The organism is Wolbachia endosymbiont of Cylisticus convexus (assembly GCF_003344345.1).
The window spans coordinates 42,900-59,311 of the sequence record NZ_QPIP01000006.1 but is presented as its reverse complement, the minus strand read 5'-3'; the positions used below and the strand labels follow the sequence as shown (position 1 = coordinate 59,311).

16 protein-coding genes, 1 tRNA gene and 1 pseudogene are annotated in these 16,412 nt (G+C 34.0%); 5 read left to right on the top strand and 13 right to left on the bottom strand.

The window, feature by feature from the left end:
- Positions 1-59: 59 nt before the first annotated feature.
- Both Wcon_RS01480 and Wcon_RS01475 read right to left on the bottom strand, forming a co-directional pair.
- Positions 60-542, bottom strand: a complete 483-nt coding sequence (locus Wcon_RS01480; RefSeq protein ID WP_114516948.1) for a hypothetical protein — start codon at positions 540-542, stop codon at positions 60-62.
- An 8-nt stretch (positions 543-550) separates the two neighbouring features.
- Entirely contained in the window at positions 551-793 is a 243-nt protein-coding gene (locus Wcon_RS01475; RefSeq protein WP_114516947.1) for a hypothetical protein, read from the bottom strand.
- Positions 794-1,212: 419 nt separating this feature from the next.
- Here Wcon_RS01475 and Wcon_RS01470 point away from each other — a divergent pair, with 419 nt between their 5' ends.
- Together Wcon_RS01470 and Wcon_RS01465 are read left to right on the top strand one after the other, a co-directional pair.
- Positions 1,213-2,580 (top strand): ankyrin repeat domain-containing protein, encoded by a 1,368-nt coding sequence (locus tag Wcon_RS01470; protein WP_114516946.1) that lies wholly within the window; start codon positions 1,213-1,215, stop codon positions 2,578-2,580.
- Between the two features lie 58 nt (positions 2,581-2,638).
- Positions 2,639-3,451, top strand: a complete 813-nt coding sequence (locus Wcon_RS01465) for a hypothetical protein (RefSeq protein WP_114516945.1) — start codon at positions 2,639-2,641, stop codon at positions 3,449-3,451.
- On the opposite strand, the gene Wcon_RS11350 is transcribed toward Wcon_RS01465, so the two are convergent.
- The 8 genes from Wcon_RS11350 to rpsD form a co-directional block, all read right to left on the bottom strand.
- Complete coding sequence (locus tag Wcon_RS11350; protein WP_179947453.1) at positions 3,443-3,619, bottom strand: hypothetical protein; 177 nt, start codon at positions 3,617-3,619, stop codon at positions 3,443-3,445. The two genes, Wcon_RS01465 and Wcon_RS11350, sit on opposite strands and share 9 nt — an antisense overlap.
- Positions 3,620-3,621: 2 nt before the next feature.
- Positions 3,622-4,194, bottom strand: coding sequence for an ankyrin repeat domain-containing protein (locus Wcon_RS01460; protein WP_147269132.1), 573 nt, complete (start codon positions 4,192-4,194; stop codon positions 3,622-3,624).
- Positions 4,195-4,256: 62 nt separating this feature from the next.
- The gene (gene lipA, locus Wcon_RS01455; RefSeq protein WP_047758682.1) at positions 4,257-5,120 is read right to left on the bottom strand and encodes a lipoyl synthase; all 864 of its coding nucleotides are present in this window, start codon (positions 5,118-5,120) and stop codon (positions 4,257-4,259) included.
- Positions 5,113-5,427, bottom strand: a complete 315-nt coding sequence (gene rpmB / locus Wcon_RS01450; RefSeq protein WP_114516943.1) for a 50S ribosomal protein L28 — start codon at positions 5,425-5,427, stop codon at positions 5,113-5,115. The genes lipA and rpmB overlap by 8 nt, the downstream gene beginning before the upstream one ends.
- A gap of 54 nt (positions 5,428-5,481) precedes the next feature.
- A complete protein-coding gene (locus Wcon_RS01445; RefSeq protein ID WP_114516955.1) occupies positions 5,482-5,805 on the bottom strand; it encodes a DUF721 domain-containing protein in 324 nt (107 codons plus the stop codon).
- Positions 5,806-6,029: 224 nt separating this feature from the next.
- On the bottom strand, positions 6,030-6,224 hold the full coding sequence (gene iscX / locus Wcon_RS01440; RefSeq protein WP_114516942.1) for a Fe-S cluster assembly protein IscX: 195 nt from the start codon (positions 6,222-6,224) through the stop codon (positions 6,030-6,032).
- A 20-nt stretch (positions 6,225-6,244) separates the two neighbouring features.
- Positions 6,245-6,331: transfer RNA gene (locus Wcon_RS01435), tRNA-Leu, on the bottom strand.
- A gap of 10 nt (positions 6,332-6,341) precedes the next feature.
- The gene (gene rpsD, locus Wcon_RS01430) at positions 6,342-6,950 is read right to left on the bottom strand and encodes a 30S ribosomal protein S4 (RefSeq protein WP_179947455.1); all 609 of its coding nucleotides are present in this window, start codon (positions 6,948-6,950) and stop codon (positions 6,342-6,344) included.
- Positions 6,951-7,061: 111 nt separating this feature from the next.
- Between rpsD and tkt the strand changes: the two are divergent.
- A pseudogene (gene tkt / locus Wcon_RS01425) lies at positions 7,062-9,026 on the top strand (transketolase).
- Positions 9,027-9,367: 341 nt separating this feature from the next.
- Here the strand turns inward: tkt and Wcon_RS01420 are convergent.
- A complete protein-coding gene (locus Wcon_RS01420) occupies positions 9,368-11,335 on the bottom strand; it encodes an AAA family ATPase (protein ID WP_114516941.1) in 1,968 nt (655 codons plus the stop codon).
- A 286-nt stretch (positions 11,336-11,621) separates the two neighbouring features.
- On the opposite strand from Wcon_RS01420, the gene Wcon_RS01415 reads away from it, so the two are divergent.
- Together Wcon_RS01415 and Wcon_RS01410 are read left to right on the top strand one after the other, a co-directional pair.
- A complete protein-coding gene (locus tag Wcon_RS01415; protein WP_114516940.1) occupies positions 11,622-12,542 on the top strand; it encodes a ribose-phosphate diphosphokinase in 921 nt (306 codons plus the stop codon).
- Entirely contained in the window at positions 12,532-12,885 is a 354-nt protein-coding gene (locus tag Wcon_RS01410; RefSeq protein WP_114516939.1) for an Asp-tRNA(Asn)/Glu-tRNA(Gln) amidotransferase subunit GatC, read from the top strand. The genes Wcon_RS01415 and Wcon_RS01410 overlap by 11 nt, the downstream gene beginning before the upstream one ends.
- 41 nt (positions 12,886-12,926) lie before the next feature.
- Here Wcon_RS01410 and Wcon_RS01405 read toward each other — a convergent pair whose 3' ends face one another.
- Together Wcon_RS01405 and Wcon_RS01395 are read right to left on the bottom strand one after the other, a co-directional pair.
- Complete coding sequence (locus Wcon_RS01405; RefSeq protein WP_114516953.1) at positions 12,927-14,177, bottom strand: Tol-Pal system protein TolB; 1,251 nt, start codon at positions 14,175-14,177, stop codon at positions 12,927-12,929.
- Between the two features lie 467 nt (positions 14,178-14,644).
- Entirely contained in the window at positions 14,645-16,279 is a 1,635-nt protein-coding gene (locus Wcon_RS01395) for a ribonuclease J (RefSeq protein ID WP_114516952.1), read from the bottom strand.
- Positions 16,280-16,412 lie beyond the last annotated feature (133 nt).

Sequence of the window (16,412 nt, the reverse complement as noted above, 5' to 3'; positions counted from 1 at the left end):
CATAAGCCGGTATTTCAAATAAGTTGGTCAAAAACCATATTTCATCTTCTGTTCTATTTTTAATTTTTATTAGTCGTACTTGCTATTGCTCTGCTTCCGCTGTAAAGATTCACTATATTATCTTCCAAAATTTCCGATCCATCTGGTTGTTGTTTTTGCGTAATTTCATTCTCTCTTATAACGCAGTACCTTCTTTTTAAGTATGTTCTTGTGATAAATTTGTATTCCTTTTTGTCAAACTCAGTGAAAGTTGCAACTTTTGCAATCCTTCTATCAAACAATAAAATATCCTCTTTTTTAACTTTAGCTTCATTAATTGCTCTAACCAGCGCTATATCTTCGCTACTTTCTTCTTGCCCTTGACAAAATCTTATACTCGTCGGTAATTGGCCTTTTAATCCAACGCTTACTTTGACTTGACTGTCATTGCTTTTACCACCTATTTTTAACCCATCTTTTATAAGGTACCCTGATAAATTTATAATTGTTGAATCGAATCTATGTAAGTTATGTGACGTTTTTCTGGGCAATAATTTTTCCACTTTGTTTATTAAATCGATATATACACCTTTAAAATAATCAGAACTTTTAACCTTTTCGATAAGCCACTGTATGTAACTGTACTTTTATCATCATTTTTATCTATCACACACCTATTTATTACCATTTCTAGTGCTCTTAAGCTTGTTTTCTGACCCATTAATATTAGCTTCATTAAGCCTTTAAATATTATTTTACCAACTAACTTAGTATTACATTTATCTACCTCTGTTGATTTTCCTAGTCTTTCCAAATCCTCGTCTTTTAGTTAAGTTTAGTATTCTTTCTATTTGATCCATTATTGCCTCCATTTTTCTTTAATAATAGCTCTTTTATCTTCTTCTTATGACACTTTCAACACTTATGGGAGTAGGGGGGGTGTTCTTCGAAATGCAGCTAAGAAAAAGATTTTGCATTAAAGCAGTGACTTACGATTGGATAACACGAAAATGAAAGTCTTGATCTTAAAGTTTAAAATAAACAATTCAAGATAAGATATTGAAATTTGCCCTTCTATAGCTTTACTAAAAACATATACACATTCATTCTTTAAGAAAGTAAATTAAAAATTTTTATAGAAACCCACTAGCTTGATTGTTCAATATTAAAATCATTGCATTTTCGTTAAATATATGTAGGATTTAAGTATGAATTTTAACTGTGAGGTATGGTGTGATAGAAAGTGAATTTGAAGTGATATTACAGGAGTTAGAGCGTGACTCAAATATATACAGCAACGATATAGCTACAGTAATAGCAGATGAATTACAAGAATATAGTTCAAGAAGGTCAGATGAAATTAGTCAATCCCGTGAATCTATTCAACATAAAATGCAGCTACTGAATTACGACTACAATAGAGAGATACAGTCATTAAGTAATGATTATAATAGAAAGATAAATTTGTTAAAACATAAGTCTGATGATGAGTTATTAAAGGAATTATATAACAATAATAGGCCTAACAATGAATTGAAGTGTGACACACCTGATTACGACTGGGAATATAGAAAACATAATAATGATCTGGAATATAGTAAAGTAAAATTTGATGTAGAATTCAAGAAATACGAGGAAGAGCTCAAAAAACTAGAACAGGAGCGTCATAATATAAAACACTTAATGCATGAGTACGATCAGTGGAAAAAATGTGGATTCAATGTAAATTATGTTTTTAAAGATAGTTCAAAAGAATTTACATTACTACATTTTGCTGCGAGTTTTGGAGATACAAATATTACAAAATTGCTGTTAGAAGAAGGAGCAAGTATTGATATAAGAGATCAAAACAAAAATACTCTCCTGCACTTAGCTGCTTCCAATGGTCATACAGACACAGTGAAATTTCTAGTGGAAAAAGGTTCAGACCTTAGTTTAGTGAATGAAGAAGGAAATACTTCCCTGCACTTAGCTGCTTTCAATGGTCATACAGACACAGTGAAATTTCTCTTGGACAAGGGTTCCGATCTAAGTGAAGTAAATAAGGACGGAGATACCCCTTTAAATACTGCTTTCCATAATGATCAAAGAGAAACAGTTAAGTACCTAATAGAAAAAGAGCCAAGAATGAAAGAAGTAGTAGAGCATTTAGTAAAATGTGTAATAGAAAGCAAGGCGCATAAGTTATTAAAAGGTAGTACTTCTTTACATCTCGCTGCTGCTTACGACTGTACAGAAATAGTAGAATCTTTACTGGAAGAGGGAAGAAATCCTTTATCGAAAGATATTAATGGTAAAATTCCAGGAGAGTTAGCTACGGATGAAAGTTTAATACAGATTTTTAAGGCTGCAAAAATAAAACAACAAGAATATGATGCAACCAAGTGGAGTGTTGTGAGTGGCGTATCAGCAGCAGCCCTTGGTACAACTATAGCATCAACTCTTTTTGCAACGGTATTTACAATTGGATTTCTGCCTATAGTAGGAGCAGTTGCTGCAGTTACAGCATCTTCGTTAGCGATTGGTGGAACTATATATACAATGTTGAAGCCTAATGCTGAACAAAAAATAAGTAACAAATTGCAAACCTTTGAAGCATAACGAGAAAACCTTTACTTATGGTTGGACTAAAAATATGTATATAATATAAAATTGTGATATGGCAAAAAAAATAGTTAATGCATTAAAATCTGAAGTAGAAAAGCTCAAGTATGCTGATTTAAAATCTATACCAATAAAATCAGGTGGTTGGAGTAGCATAAACTCTGGTTACAACACATATATTGACCTTGATAGATCGCACAACCTTACTATTAACAAACACAAAATAGACAATGAGCTTATCGAGGAGCTATACTCAAAACATAAAGATCTCATTTTAGGGAATGAAAAAAGAAAAAGGGATTATCGTTTATTTCTTAAATTAGTTTTTATGGAAATATTTATACATGCTGGTGCAACAGTTCCGAGTGACTCTATTATGGAAGAATTGATAACTAGCTATCATCAAGAAGGGTATAATCATTTTCTGTTTCTTCATATATTAAAGGCTCTTTCTTCACTTGGCTTGCTTGTGTTAGATTCTGACGTGATGATAACTTATAGTATGGATTGTCGTAACTCCAATTGTCTAAAACTCAGTTTTAGCATGGAATGTATAAAGGTACGCAGCAGTGACCTTGTTAATGATATCAAAACACCAGGTTTTTACAGTTCATTGGAATTTAAGCTGAAATGTAAGGGTCGAAATGTAACATATGAAGATGGTAAAGTATCTCTTATTATTCCGAAAGAGCTGAAAAATTACAAAGCGAGTGGTAGAAATTTTTTTGACATTACTATTGAGAGTTTTCAAGAATTTTTTGGAAATTTGGGATTTAAATTTGAGACAAAAGTAGAACATACTCTAGGTGAACCACTGAAAGTGTTAAGTGATGTAAATGTACTTTGCGCTCAGTTAGAATTAGGTTGAAATTTTAACAGCAACAAGCCTGTTAAGATCTTCTTCAGCGTAATAACTTTGATGTGATTCTTTTTCTCTTATCTTTAGAGCTTTATCTGGCAATTCAGGAACACTCAAGGCCATGCTAACCTTTAAATATTCACATTTGCTGCTTAAGATAATTTTCTTTGCACTCAATTTTAGAGCGAATTACCTCTCCCTTCCATACTGGACTGCACAGTAACACCTTCTAAATTCGTAAAAGTATACTCTACTAGAAAGCTTAAAATCTCACGCCCACCTCTTTCAGCAATTAAATGTAAAGGTATTGCTCCATAATTGTTCTCTACATTAATACCAGCTACTCTCTCTATTAGAGATCTTACTACATCAATATTACCATTCCTAACAGCGAGGTGTAAAACTGTTTGTTCTGTTACATTATCAATAGTGGGTGCTTCTCTATACGTATTAGTCTCTTCTTCTGATGTTCTTCCTCCAATATCTCTAATAGCGGTTTCTAACTCTTTTAACATTGCGTTATTTAATCTTGACCTTTCACTTAATCTTGTATTACTGCCCTGACTGTCAGCAATAATTACATAATCTAAAGCTGTAAGACTCTTATAATTAGTGGTAATAATATTGTTAATATAATCTCTTCCTAATTCATTAACAATCTCCAATGCTCTTTCCAAGTTAGATCTAATATCTTCGATAGCAATAAGAGAAATTTTTTCAACTAATTCTTCTTGTAATTCTTTTATACCCACACTACTCACTATATAAATGCTTATATTTTAATTATATTACAGTAATCAATAAAAGTCAATATTTAATGACGAGCCTTGAGCCTGTTAAAATCTTCTTCAGCGTGGTATGATGACCGGGTTAATGGGCTCGATGCGACTACCAAGAAACCTTTGGAGTAAGCAATATATTTATAGTGCTCAAACTCTTCTGGGGTAACATATCTATCAATCTTTGCATGCTTTGGAGTTGGTTGCAGATATTGACCAATTGTAATGAAATCAACTTCGGCACTGCGTAAATCATCCATAACCTGAAATATTTCTTCTTTTGTTTCTCCAAGACCAACCATAAGCCCTGACTTCGTGAAAAGCTTAGAATTGATCTGTTTCACCATCTTTAGCAAATACAGTGAATGAAAATAACGAGCTCTTGGCCTTATTTTTGCATACAGCCTTGGTACTGTTTCGATATTGTGGTTATAAACATCAGGTGATGCAACAGCAATTGCTTCAAATGCTCCTTTCTTATTTAAAAAGTCTGGAGTTAAAATTTCTATTGTTGTTTCTGAAGTTATTTTTCTAATTTCCTCTATACACCTTATAAACTGATTTGCACCGCCATCTGATAAATCATCGCGGTCAACAGAGGTAATGACAACGTGCTTTAAATTTAGCTTTTTTATTGCCTTTGCTAAATTTTCTGGCTCGTGAGGATCGAGCTTATCAGGAATGCCAGTTGCAACGTTGCAAAACGCACAAGCACGAGTACAAACAGAACCAAGGATCATCACAGTAGCATGACGTTTATTCCAACATTCACCAATATTTGGACATGCAGCTTCTTCACATACCGTATGTAAGTTATGTAGCTTAACAGTGTTTAAGGTCTCATTGAATACTTTACCAGCTGGAGCTTTTGCTCTGAGCCATGTAGGCTTACTATGCATCTGAAACAGCTAACTCTACCTCTTGTTTTGCTAAAACTTTCTTTAATCTTCTTTTTATCTTTTGCGCTTCTTTACTTAGTTTAATTGTTTTTGTATTGAGCAAGAAAGCATCAAGATCACCTTTGTAATCTATAGTTCTTAAAGTTCTTGTTGCTATACGAAATTTAAACTTTTTGTTTAATATACCACTCATCAATGTAACTGGATGCAAATTTAAGAAAAAGGCACGCTTTGTTTTACGATTTGAATGCGATACCTTATTACCAAAAGACTTTTTTCTATTTGTTAATTCACAAATTCTACTCACTTCAATATACCAATTTATCCTATGTAACTAGGTTAACCTTATATAGTGAAATAGTCAACTCCCTTGCTTGATTTTTATGCCGTATACTGCTTTATAGCCAAAAAACACCGTAATTTTTTCTATTACAAGAGAAATCATATGCTGCATTTCTAATGCTTTACTGCCGTTTGTTACTACCAAATACAGCACACCCGAATTTACATTTTGTGCGTATGAGATCTTTTGTGGTTTTGTACATTCTGCTATTTCCTCTCCCACTATACTCTTCCAGTTTAAAATAAGACGTATTTCATTTTTGCTAATCTTATTTTTCATGCATTTTAATGCATAGTTTTCTATTATAGATTTTAATTTCTTTGGTCCGCTATATTTAAACATCCTTCCAGCGCTTAACATTGTAATTATATTACAACTTCCTTATACAAAAAACTAACTTATTATTTTAACGAACCTCTGGCTTCATGCCATAAAAAGCAGTATTTTTATATTTCAACTTAGCATTTGCGAGAAATTTTGTACAGTATAGTATTTCTAATAGGAAGAAGGTTATCTTTTTACTGCATACCATAATACCCATACAGTTATGTCTGAACTCTGTTTTTCTAAGATCTTTCTGCAATCCAAGCTACTTGAATGGCCTCTAGTATTTTTTCGTTACAATGCTTTTCATCATCATCAAACTCCTCTAAATCCAAAACCTTTCTTTTGAGCTCAGTGAATCTAATATTAATTATATCCTCGCTTGGAAATTTCTCTTCTAGAGCTTCTGCAATATCTTCTATATCAAACCATTTCATACTTTTTCAATCAATTAAACTGGTGCCCATGGGGAGACTTGAACTCCCAAGGTCGCAAAACCCACGGATTTTAAGTCCGCTGCGTCTACCGATTCCGCCACACGGGCCTTTTTTTATCTATCTAGAATAAAATTCTACTACTAAATTGACTTCCATGTCTGCTGAATAGGGAACTTCAGAATATTGAGGCACTCTCAAATATTTCACTGAAAGTGCTTTACTATCTGCCTCTAAATAATCTGGAGCTTTGTGCTCTGGTTTTTGTTCAGCCTCTACTACTATAGGAATTTTTGCTGCTCTTTCCCTTATTTTTACTATATCACCGGGCTTCACTCGATAACTTGATATGTTAACTACCTTATCATTAACTGTGACATGTTTATGAGATATAAGCTGTTTTGCTGAGTAAATTGTTGGCACAAAACCAGAGTGATATAGAACAGAACTTAACCTCGATTCTAGGGCACCGATAAAATTATCAGCCGTATAACCCTTTCTCTTGTAAGCATCTAAAAACGTACGCCTAAGCTGCTTGCTTGAAATTGCATAGTAGAATTTAAATTTTTTATGTGCAGCAAATTGCTTACCAAAGTCAGATAACTTCTTGTATCCAAGAATACCATGTTGACCTGGAGGGTACTTTCTCTTATTTACCGGATCTTTTGCTCTACCCCATAAATTTACACCATACCTGCGGCAAACTCTGAACTTTCTCTCAATAATAATTGTCATACAAAAATTCTCACAATCTAACTCTAAATTATTAATGATTTTAGCATTAAGTGTCAACTTGTTTTTGCCACTATGATATAGTATACTTCACTTTTAAGTTTTTCTATGAATCATTTACCACTAGAATCTATGGCAAATGCTGTCCGCTTTTTATCAATTGATGCAGTACAAAAAGCAAATTCTGGACACCCAGGCATGCCACTTGGCATGGCAGATGTTGCAACTGTTTTATTTGCTAAATATCTAAACCATAACCCTGATGATTCTCAATGGATCAGTAGAGATCGTTTCGTCCTATCAAATGGTCACGGTTCAATGTTACAATACTCTATATTATATCTGACAGGCTACATTAGTATAGATGAACTAAAAAACTTCAGGCAACTTACATCAAAAACTCCAGGTCACCCAGAATTTGGCTTAACTTCTGGTATAGAAGCAACAACAGGCCCGCTTGGTCAGGGATTTGCCACTGTTGTTGGCATGGCACTTGCTGAATCGATTCTTGAAAAGCAGTTTGAAATCAGTCACTACACTTACGTAATGCTAGGAGATGGTTGTCTTATGGAAGGTATAAGCCATGAAGCAGCGTCCCTTGCTGGGCATCTTAAATTAAATAAGCTGATAGCACTTTTTGACGACAATAACATCTCTATAGACGGCTCTACTAGCCTCTCTTGCTCTGATGATGTAGAAAAGCGTTTTTCAGCGTATGGATGGAATGTTGACAAAATCGATGGGCATGACTTTGATGCCATATCCCTTGCAATAGAGCAGGCGCAAAAGTCTGATAAACCTACACTAATTTGTTGCAAAACCATTATCGGGAAATTTTCAAGCCGTGCTGGTACATCTTCTGCTCATAGCGGTGCTTTTACAGAGGAAGATATAAACCAGATGAGAGAAAAATTAAATTGGAACTATGAACCATTTTATGTACCAGAAGATGTGAAAAACGCTTGGATGGAAACAGTTAAGAGGGCAAAACAAAACTATACATCCTTGATCAATGAAGAACTACAAAGAAGACTTGAGAAACGTTTGCCGAATAACATCGAGAGTGATTTGGCTAACCTGAAGAAACAAATATGTGAGCTCATGCCAAACGAAGCTACTCGATCTTCTTTCGGCAGAGTAATGGAACTATTAACTAAGTCTATGCCAGAACTAATTGGTGGCTCTGCTGATCTTACCGGTTCAAATTGTACTAAATATAAGCACATGCAGGCAATAGATAGTAATAATTATGGTGGCTCTTATGTACACTATGGAGTGAGAGAGCACGCTATGGCAGCTTGTATGAATGGTATGGCTCTTCATGGTGGGATTATTCCTTATGGTGGAACTTTTTTAGTATTTTCCGACTACTGCCGCCCTGCTATACGTCTTTCAGCTTTGATGAAACAGCAGGTTATATATGTGATGACTCATGACTCAATTGGAGTAGGGGAGGATGGTCCAACTCACCAGCCAATAGAGCATTTAGCTTCTCTGAGAGCTATACCAAATCTATATGTTTTTAGGCCAGCTGATGCAATTGAAACCTTGGAGTGCATTAGCATTGCATTGAAAAAAAAGAATCTCCATCGTTATTTGCACTTTCAAGGCAAAATATTAATTACATGCACTCTTATACTGACCAATTGGCCAACCTATCAAAATTTGGTGCATATATACTATGCGAATATTCAGGGAAGCTAGAAGTGACGATATTTGCTACCGGATCTGAAGTTGAGATTGCAGTTGAGGCAAGAGAAAAATTGCAGGAAAAAGGTGTAGGTACAAGGGTCATTTCTATGCCATGTTGGAGGCTTTTTGACGAGCAAAGTGATGAATATAAAGGGGCAATATTAAATAATGACAGCATTAAAATTGCAATTGAGGCTGGAAGTGAAATGGGTTGGCATAAATATATAGGCTCAAATGGTATATTTATTGGCATGAAAAATTTTGGAGAATCAGCACCTTATGAAGCACTTTACAAGCACTTTAATATCAGTGTAGATCATATAGTAAAATGTGTGTGCGAATAACTCTTTTTGTCATTCCACTGCGCATAAAATTACTTAATGAACTCGGCCAGTGCCGTTATTATGATGTGTATAACAATGTTACAAAAAATAATATCATAGAATTCAAGAATTACTACATACTAAAAAAAGCAGAATGCTGTTTATGAAAATAAATGGCAAACATCCAACATAACAATTTCTATTTGTAAATCAGGTGAAGTCAAACCTATAAAAAATTTGGGAGTGTTCATATGCGTCAAGAAAGGTAATTTTTTTAAAAATATCTTAAATTATTAATCAAAAAACTACCTTACTCTACACTTCCGCCATTTTCTCTAATTTAAGCTACAGCAGCAACAAGGACTTTTTAACTTGCCAAACAGGTACAAATTTAAAACCCTAAAGACCATTTAAGCAACCTACAAGATTGGTAGTTTGATCAATTTCAACATTACTAAGTGTTGTATTTGCCTTATACAAACAGTAACATCCTGCTGTAAGAAAAATTAATGCGGCTACAGCGAGTGAAAGACACATTGCTAAATGAAACATTGTCAAACTTGCACCAACAGCAGATGCTCCAGATAATACAAAAGAAATAGAGGCATAATTACCTTGCCTTTTACTATTAATGCTTGCTCCTAAGAATTTTTCATATTTACTATTTAGCTCTTTATTTTTACCTTCAAATTGTTTTTGTAGATCTTTAACACGATTCTCTAATGTGCTTTCATGTTTCTTGAGTTCGGTTACCATACTCTCTAGTGTATCCTGTAATTGAGTGTGTTCTTCAGTACATTGAGTTATTTTAGTTAATTCTTTTCTTACACAATCTAGGCCCTGTTCTAAGTCACTGTTCCTAGAGTCAAGTTCTTCAAATTTTTCATCGTATTTTTCCTCTAGAACGTTAATTTTAGTTTGTATACCCCCAAATTTCGCAGTTGCTATTTCACCCCATTGCTGTAGAGTACCTACAACATCTGAACTACTATTTGCAGAGCTATGACTTTCTACATTATCTGCATTATCAATATGAACATCACTGCTACAATTGGGTAAGACAAGTTTAGGACTATTAAGTAATTCTAGATCACCATTAACTTGCTTACCTTCAGGCTCTTGAGATTTCTTCCTCTTAAGATCATTAATTGCCTTAATGAAGTTACTCATACTAATAGTGACTTTTCCTTCTTTAATGTTAGAATGATATATAATATCCCATGCTGTTCTATTTATTAAATTTTCTAACTCAGCTCCCGAGAAACCATCAGTTTTATCTGCAAGTTTTTTAGTATCTACTGTAACTTTCAACTTTTCATTATCTTTGAATTTTCTTATATACAAGTTCAATATATTCTCACGCTGGGTCTTATCTGGCAAAGGAATTTCAATATGCTTAGAGAGACGGCCTGGTCTAATAAACGCTTTATCTAAAACATCTCTACGATTAGTTGTAGCAATTACTGTTACACCTTCTAGTGGGTTGAAACCATCGAGCTCGATTAAAAACTGATTCACAAGGCTGTTGCATAATTGAGCATGACTAGAACTACCACCGCTACCACGTTCTGTAGCAATACAATCAATTTCATCTATAAAAACTATGCAAGGAGCATTTGCTCTTGCCTCTTTAAAAAGTTTTCTTACGTGTGCTTCACCTGCACCAATATACGATTTCAGAAATTCAGAGGCAGAAACACTAATAAACTTTGCGTTAGCTTGACATGCAATTGCACGAGCAATTTTGGTTTTACCATTTCCAGGTGGACCATAAAAAAGATAGCCTTTTTCTGGCTTGTAACCCGTCTCTCGAAGTAATGCTTTATTTTCTTCTGGAATAAAATCAAGGATCTTGTTTAGCTCCTCTTTCAAGCTCTCTGGAATTATAATATCATCAAGTGTTGTTTTACTTTCCGATTGAGTTGGATCAAAGATTTCTATTGGAGAGCCACCTTGTTTATTTATCAAGCTCATTGTATCAAAATCTCCTTTACCTTTATTAATGCTAGTATTGTTACCATCTGAACGACACAAAGTAAGTTTTTTAATATTAGCTAAAGCTTTTGCTCCTTCATTACCAATTTTATTAAATTGCAAATCAAGTGAAGTAATGTTTATAAGATTACCATTAGCTAAAGCTTTTGCTCCTTCATCACCAATTTTATTAAATTGCAAATCAAGTGAAGTAATGTTTATAAGATTACCATTAGCTAAAGCTTTTATTTCTTCATCACCAATATCACAGTTTTTTAAACTAAGCTTTGTGATATTAGGACTGCTCTGTAAAAAGCTTACTAATTCACTTACGGCTATTTTTTCAAATTGCAACTCAAGAGAGTCGCCTTGAGCAAATTTACTAAAATTCATTTTGTTTCTTCATTAAATATATAAACATTTTAGTCTATATTTTAACAATTATCAAATTTTTTATAAATTTAATGAGAAATTATAGAAAATGCTCAGCATCACAAAAAATTTACTTTATTTTTAAGCAGAAAAACAGTACGTATCTTTGTGAGAATGAGTTGCATGATAAGGAAACTGGTGAAATGTTTCGAGTAACTTTTTCGTTTCTATGATCCACTTGGCGGCAAGAATAAAGTTTTAATCATTCCATGGTTTCTGTATAATTTTCAAAACTTAATTGGTATATATGAAGGTAATAATAGGTAGCGCTAGTAAACGATTAGGAGATTCAATAGCAAGTGGTCTACATGCTCAGCTATTCCCTACTCAGGTGTCAAGATTTGCCGATGGTGAGGTAAATGTAGAAGTAGCAAATGATCTACGTAATCAAGAAGTATACGTAGTACAATCTCTTTCTTCTCCTGTAAATGATAACCTTATGGAGCTTCTGCTTACAATTGATGCAGCAAAGAGATCTGGAGCTAAGAGAATAACGGCTATTATTCCTTATTACGGATACAGTAGGCAGGATAGGGTTATTAAAAACAATAATATGCAATCTGCTTTAAGTGCTAAATTAACTGCAAATCTCGTTCAAACTGCGGGTGCAAATAGTGTTGCTGCTATTGATTTGCATTCAAGTCAAATTGAAGGTTTTTTTGATATACCAGTTACTAATCTAATCTGTTTTGAAGTATTTGTTAACTCTATATACAAGGAAAATTTGGCAATAGTTGCGCCTGATGTTGGAGCAATTGGCAGAGCTCGTGCTTTTGCAAAGATTTTAGAGGAAAAATACAAGTTGGATAATAATATTATTGTAGTAGATAAATATAGAGAAAAAGCAGGTACATCTCAGGTAATGAATGTAATCGGAGAAGTTGCAAACAAAAATTGCATCATTGTTGATGATATAGTTGACTCTGGCGGAACATTATGTAATGCAGCTCTTGCTTTAAAAGACCGAGGAGCAAAGTCTGTAGTTTCATGCATTACACACGGCATACTTTCAGGGAATGCAGTTGAAAAAATCTCTTCCTCTTCTCTGGATAAATTAGTAATTACGGATACTGTACTTCACAAATTCGAAAAAACTGATAAGATAGAAGTTGTTTCAATTGCAAATATTTTAATTTGCTTCATGCAAGGAGGTAAAAGTGTCAGCTAGGTCAACAGAAGATGTTATCACTTCGCTAATAGAATTTGCAAACAAGAGAAAAATAACAATTACTAGGGAAGAAATGCTTAAAACTGCACAGCTTGTGAGAATTAAGTTATCTGATGATGAGATTAAGTACTACTCTAAAGAATTGACAATGCTGGATTGGATACATGATACTTTGTTGAAAGTTAATACTGAATGTGTTTCTCCTATACGTTATGGCAGTATAGACAAGGACATTCATGTACGCGATGATGTTATAAATTCTCAAAACATTAAAGAAGAGATATTGTCCAATACAAAACCTGAGCATGGGTATTTCGTAGTGCCAAAGGTTATAAACGATTAAGGTAAAATAAGGCTCATATCAAATCTATAATAGATCTACTTTCAAAAATAAGACCAATCTGGTAAAGAAGCATTCGTTGGAGTAAAAACCATTTTTTGATTTTTCTTTACTAAATCTACTAAATATAGTTTAGAGTTGCTTGGTGATTCTGTTCTTGTAAAAATGATTTCTCTACCATTTGGTAGCCATGCCGGAGATTCAATTTTATGCCCCTCTGAAAGCAGACGTTCTTCTTTGCCATCTGGCTTCATAACTCCTATGTAAAATTTTCCTGACTGAATCTTTGTAAAAGCTATCAGATCTCCTTTTGGCGACCAAACAGGCGTAGCATATCTTCCACTTCCAAAACTAATTCTTTTAGGTTTTTTACTTTTGTTAGTAAAATCGATAACGTACAGTTGCTGACTCCCACTTATATCAGAGCTAAAAGCCATATACTTTTGATCTGGAGAAAAAGAGGGAGAAGTGCTTATAGCTGAACCTTTAGTAATTTTTTTTGTTCGTTTACTACTTAAATCTAGAGATAATATATTCGTTTCACCACCCAATGAGTGGGAAATTAAAAGAGATTTACCATCAGGAGAAAATCTTGGCGCAGAAATAACTCCTTCAAATGCGCTGATTATTGATTCAGTGTTATCTTTTAAATTTTTTAATATTATATAACTTTTACCATTTGTGTATGAGATATAAACAATACCCTTTCCATTTGGTGAGAATCTCGGTGTTGACACAAATTTATCACCATTTGTTAAGTATCTTATATTACTTCCATCTTGATTCATCACAGCAACTTTACGCACAGATTTGTAATTGCTATCTTTTTCTTCAGCAATATACGTGATTTTTGTGTTGAAGTGACCTTTCTCGCCAATTAATCTATCATGTATCACATTTGAAACAAGATGACTAATTTTCTTCCAGTCTTTTGCTGAAAAAACAACCGACTGAGTAAGCAATTCTCTTTTTGTAAAACTGTCAAATAAACGAAACGATAGCTCTAAATTTCTGTTTGATACTTCACTTAAACTTACTGTGACTATGGTATCGCTTTTCCAAGTCTCTATGCCACATTTTACATTAAATAAGCCACTATTAGATAGATTTGTTTCAATTACCTTTGTGATGCTTTCACTTAGTTTGTTTTCCACTTCTGTCTTGCATGCACATTTAGATACAACAAGATCAATATTACCAATATTGCTTTTTTTTATATCAACATATAAAACAGCTTTTGTGGTATAAGGAATAAATAACGAAATAAATAACACCAACTGAACGAATAGCTTCATTAGATTTCTTGCATTACTCTCTGTCATCTCAGCAAATAGTTTACTTTTGAAGTTAAACTGCACGACAATAGAGTAAATCAATTTCTGATGTCATTCCAGTGCTTGACACTGGAATGACATCAGAAATTTTGCAAGTAAGCGCACTGAGATGGCAAGCATAAAAGTAGCTGTTTTATGCTAAAACAAACGTCTTTGACAAGGTTGCATGAAAAACTGGATCCCAGTGTCTGGGCACTGGGATGACATTCTCCTGGTGGAGATTGCTCTAAAACTACAATGTTCGTGCAGTTGTATGCCTGGGCATTGGGATGACACCCTTCTGGTAGACTCAAATCACAATGTTCGTATAGTTGTGTGATCTGACACTGATTTGTTTTTACGGATTCCAGTATTGCATGCTGAAATAACATCAAAGAATACATTGTTAACTTCTTACTCAAATAATGGTTAAAAAAAGAGGTATATTTCTATACCTGTTCTATCTGGACTTCAATTATAGGTCTTTTTAGTAAATATTCCTTTAAGATACTAAATATTGAACTTTCAATCTTATTTCTTATTTTTTTTATCGGTTGTGGACTAAATGCTGACTCAACCTTCTCTATGATCTTTTGCATAATGGCTGCATCTTCTTGCGCTTCGAAAACACCTGGTGCAAATACTTTTGGCTTAGCAAGCAATTTATTTTTCTTGTTTACAACTGCTGTCACTACGATGGCTCCAGCATCTCTCATTTTCTTACGCATTTTTATAACACTGCACTCCGGATGACGTAGCAACATACCATCAATACCAAAATAGTCAACATCGATTGAATCAACTTTTTCTCCATTCTTCAAATTAACAATATCACCTGGTGCAATCATTATTGCTTTTTTCACACCGCACTCTTTAGCGAATTTTACATGTGCATCCGTATGAATATACTCACCATGAACCGGAATAGATATCTTAGGTTTTATCAAAGAATACATTTCCCTTAGCTCTGCTTTTACTGGATGTCCGGAAGCGTGAACATTCTCTGTTTTTTCAATAACAACTTCTACTCCCATCTCAATAAAGGCATTGAGCATGTTATGTGCACGAGTTTCATTGCCAGGAATGATTTTTGACGAAAAAATCATTGTATCACTTTGCTGCATTTTAAATGCTTGATGACTCTTATTAGCAAGCCTTGAGGTTGCTGCCAGTGGCTCACCTTGACAACCTGTGCAAAGTAGCACCAGTTCTTCCCTTGGAAAATTTACTGCTTCCTTTGCTTCTAGAAACTCAGGAGAATCAGTTAAATAACCACTATCTTGAGCAACTTTCACTATTCTCCATAAGGATCTACCAAGTAAAACCACCTTCCTATTTAGTGCTTGTGCAGCTTTAGCGATAGTCTCAATTCGCGCCACATTTGAAGCAAATAGCGATACAGCAACCAATTTTTTAGACCGCTTTATTATGTTGTAAATATTATCATAAATTTCACTTTCTGACTCAGGGTCGTGTTTGCTCAGTATGTTTGTTGAATCACAAATTGCTGCAAGCAGATTGCCTTTATCGCCAATTTCTTTTAAACGCTCTATATTAGAAGTTAATCCAACAACAGGTTTTGGATCAAATTTCCAGTCTCCAGTATGAAGTGCACTACCTACTTCAGTGCTAATTAATATTGAATTTGCCTCAGGAATTGAATGAGTTATGTTTATAAATTCAACAGTGAAAGGACCCAAATTTATACTGCCATTTATGTCCACCTCTTTCATAGGCACTATACCTTCCAATCGAAATTCCTTTAGTTTTTCCTTGAGAAAATTAACCGTAAACTTTGTTGTATATATGGGACATTGCAACTCTTCCCACAGATGAGGTACTGCACCACAGTGATCCTCATGTGCATGTGTAATTATTATTCCAAGCAAATCTTTTTTTCTTTGAGCAATAAAATCTATATCAGCAATGAGCAGCTCAACACCTGGCATAGTTTCATCTGCAAAACCAACACCAAGGTCGATCATAATCCACTTGCCTTGGTAATGATATAGGCTAACATTCATCCCGATTCTTCCTACTCCTCCAAGTGGAAGAAATAAAAACTCATTTTTGTTTATGTTCATTAATTTTAAATTATTAAAATGTGAGGATAGCAAAACTTCGACCTTAAATAAAGAAATTTATCACTTTTGCATAACTTTAAGAAATCTTTTTACTAAAAGAGAAGGCTTTCAAATTGCTAAAAAGAATTAAGTG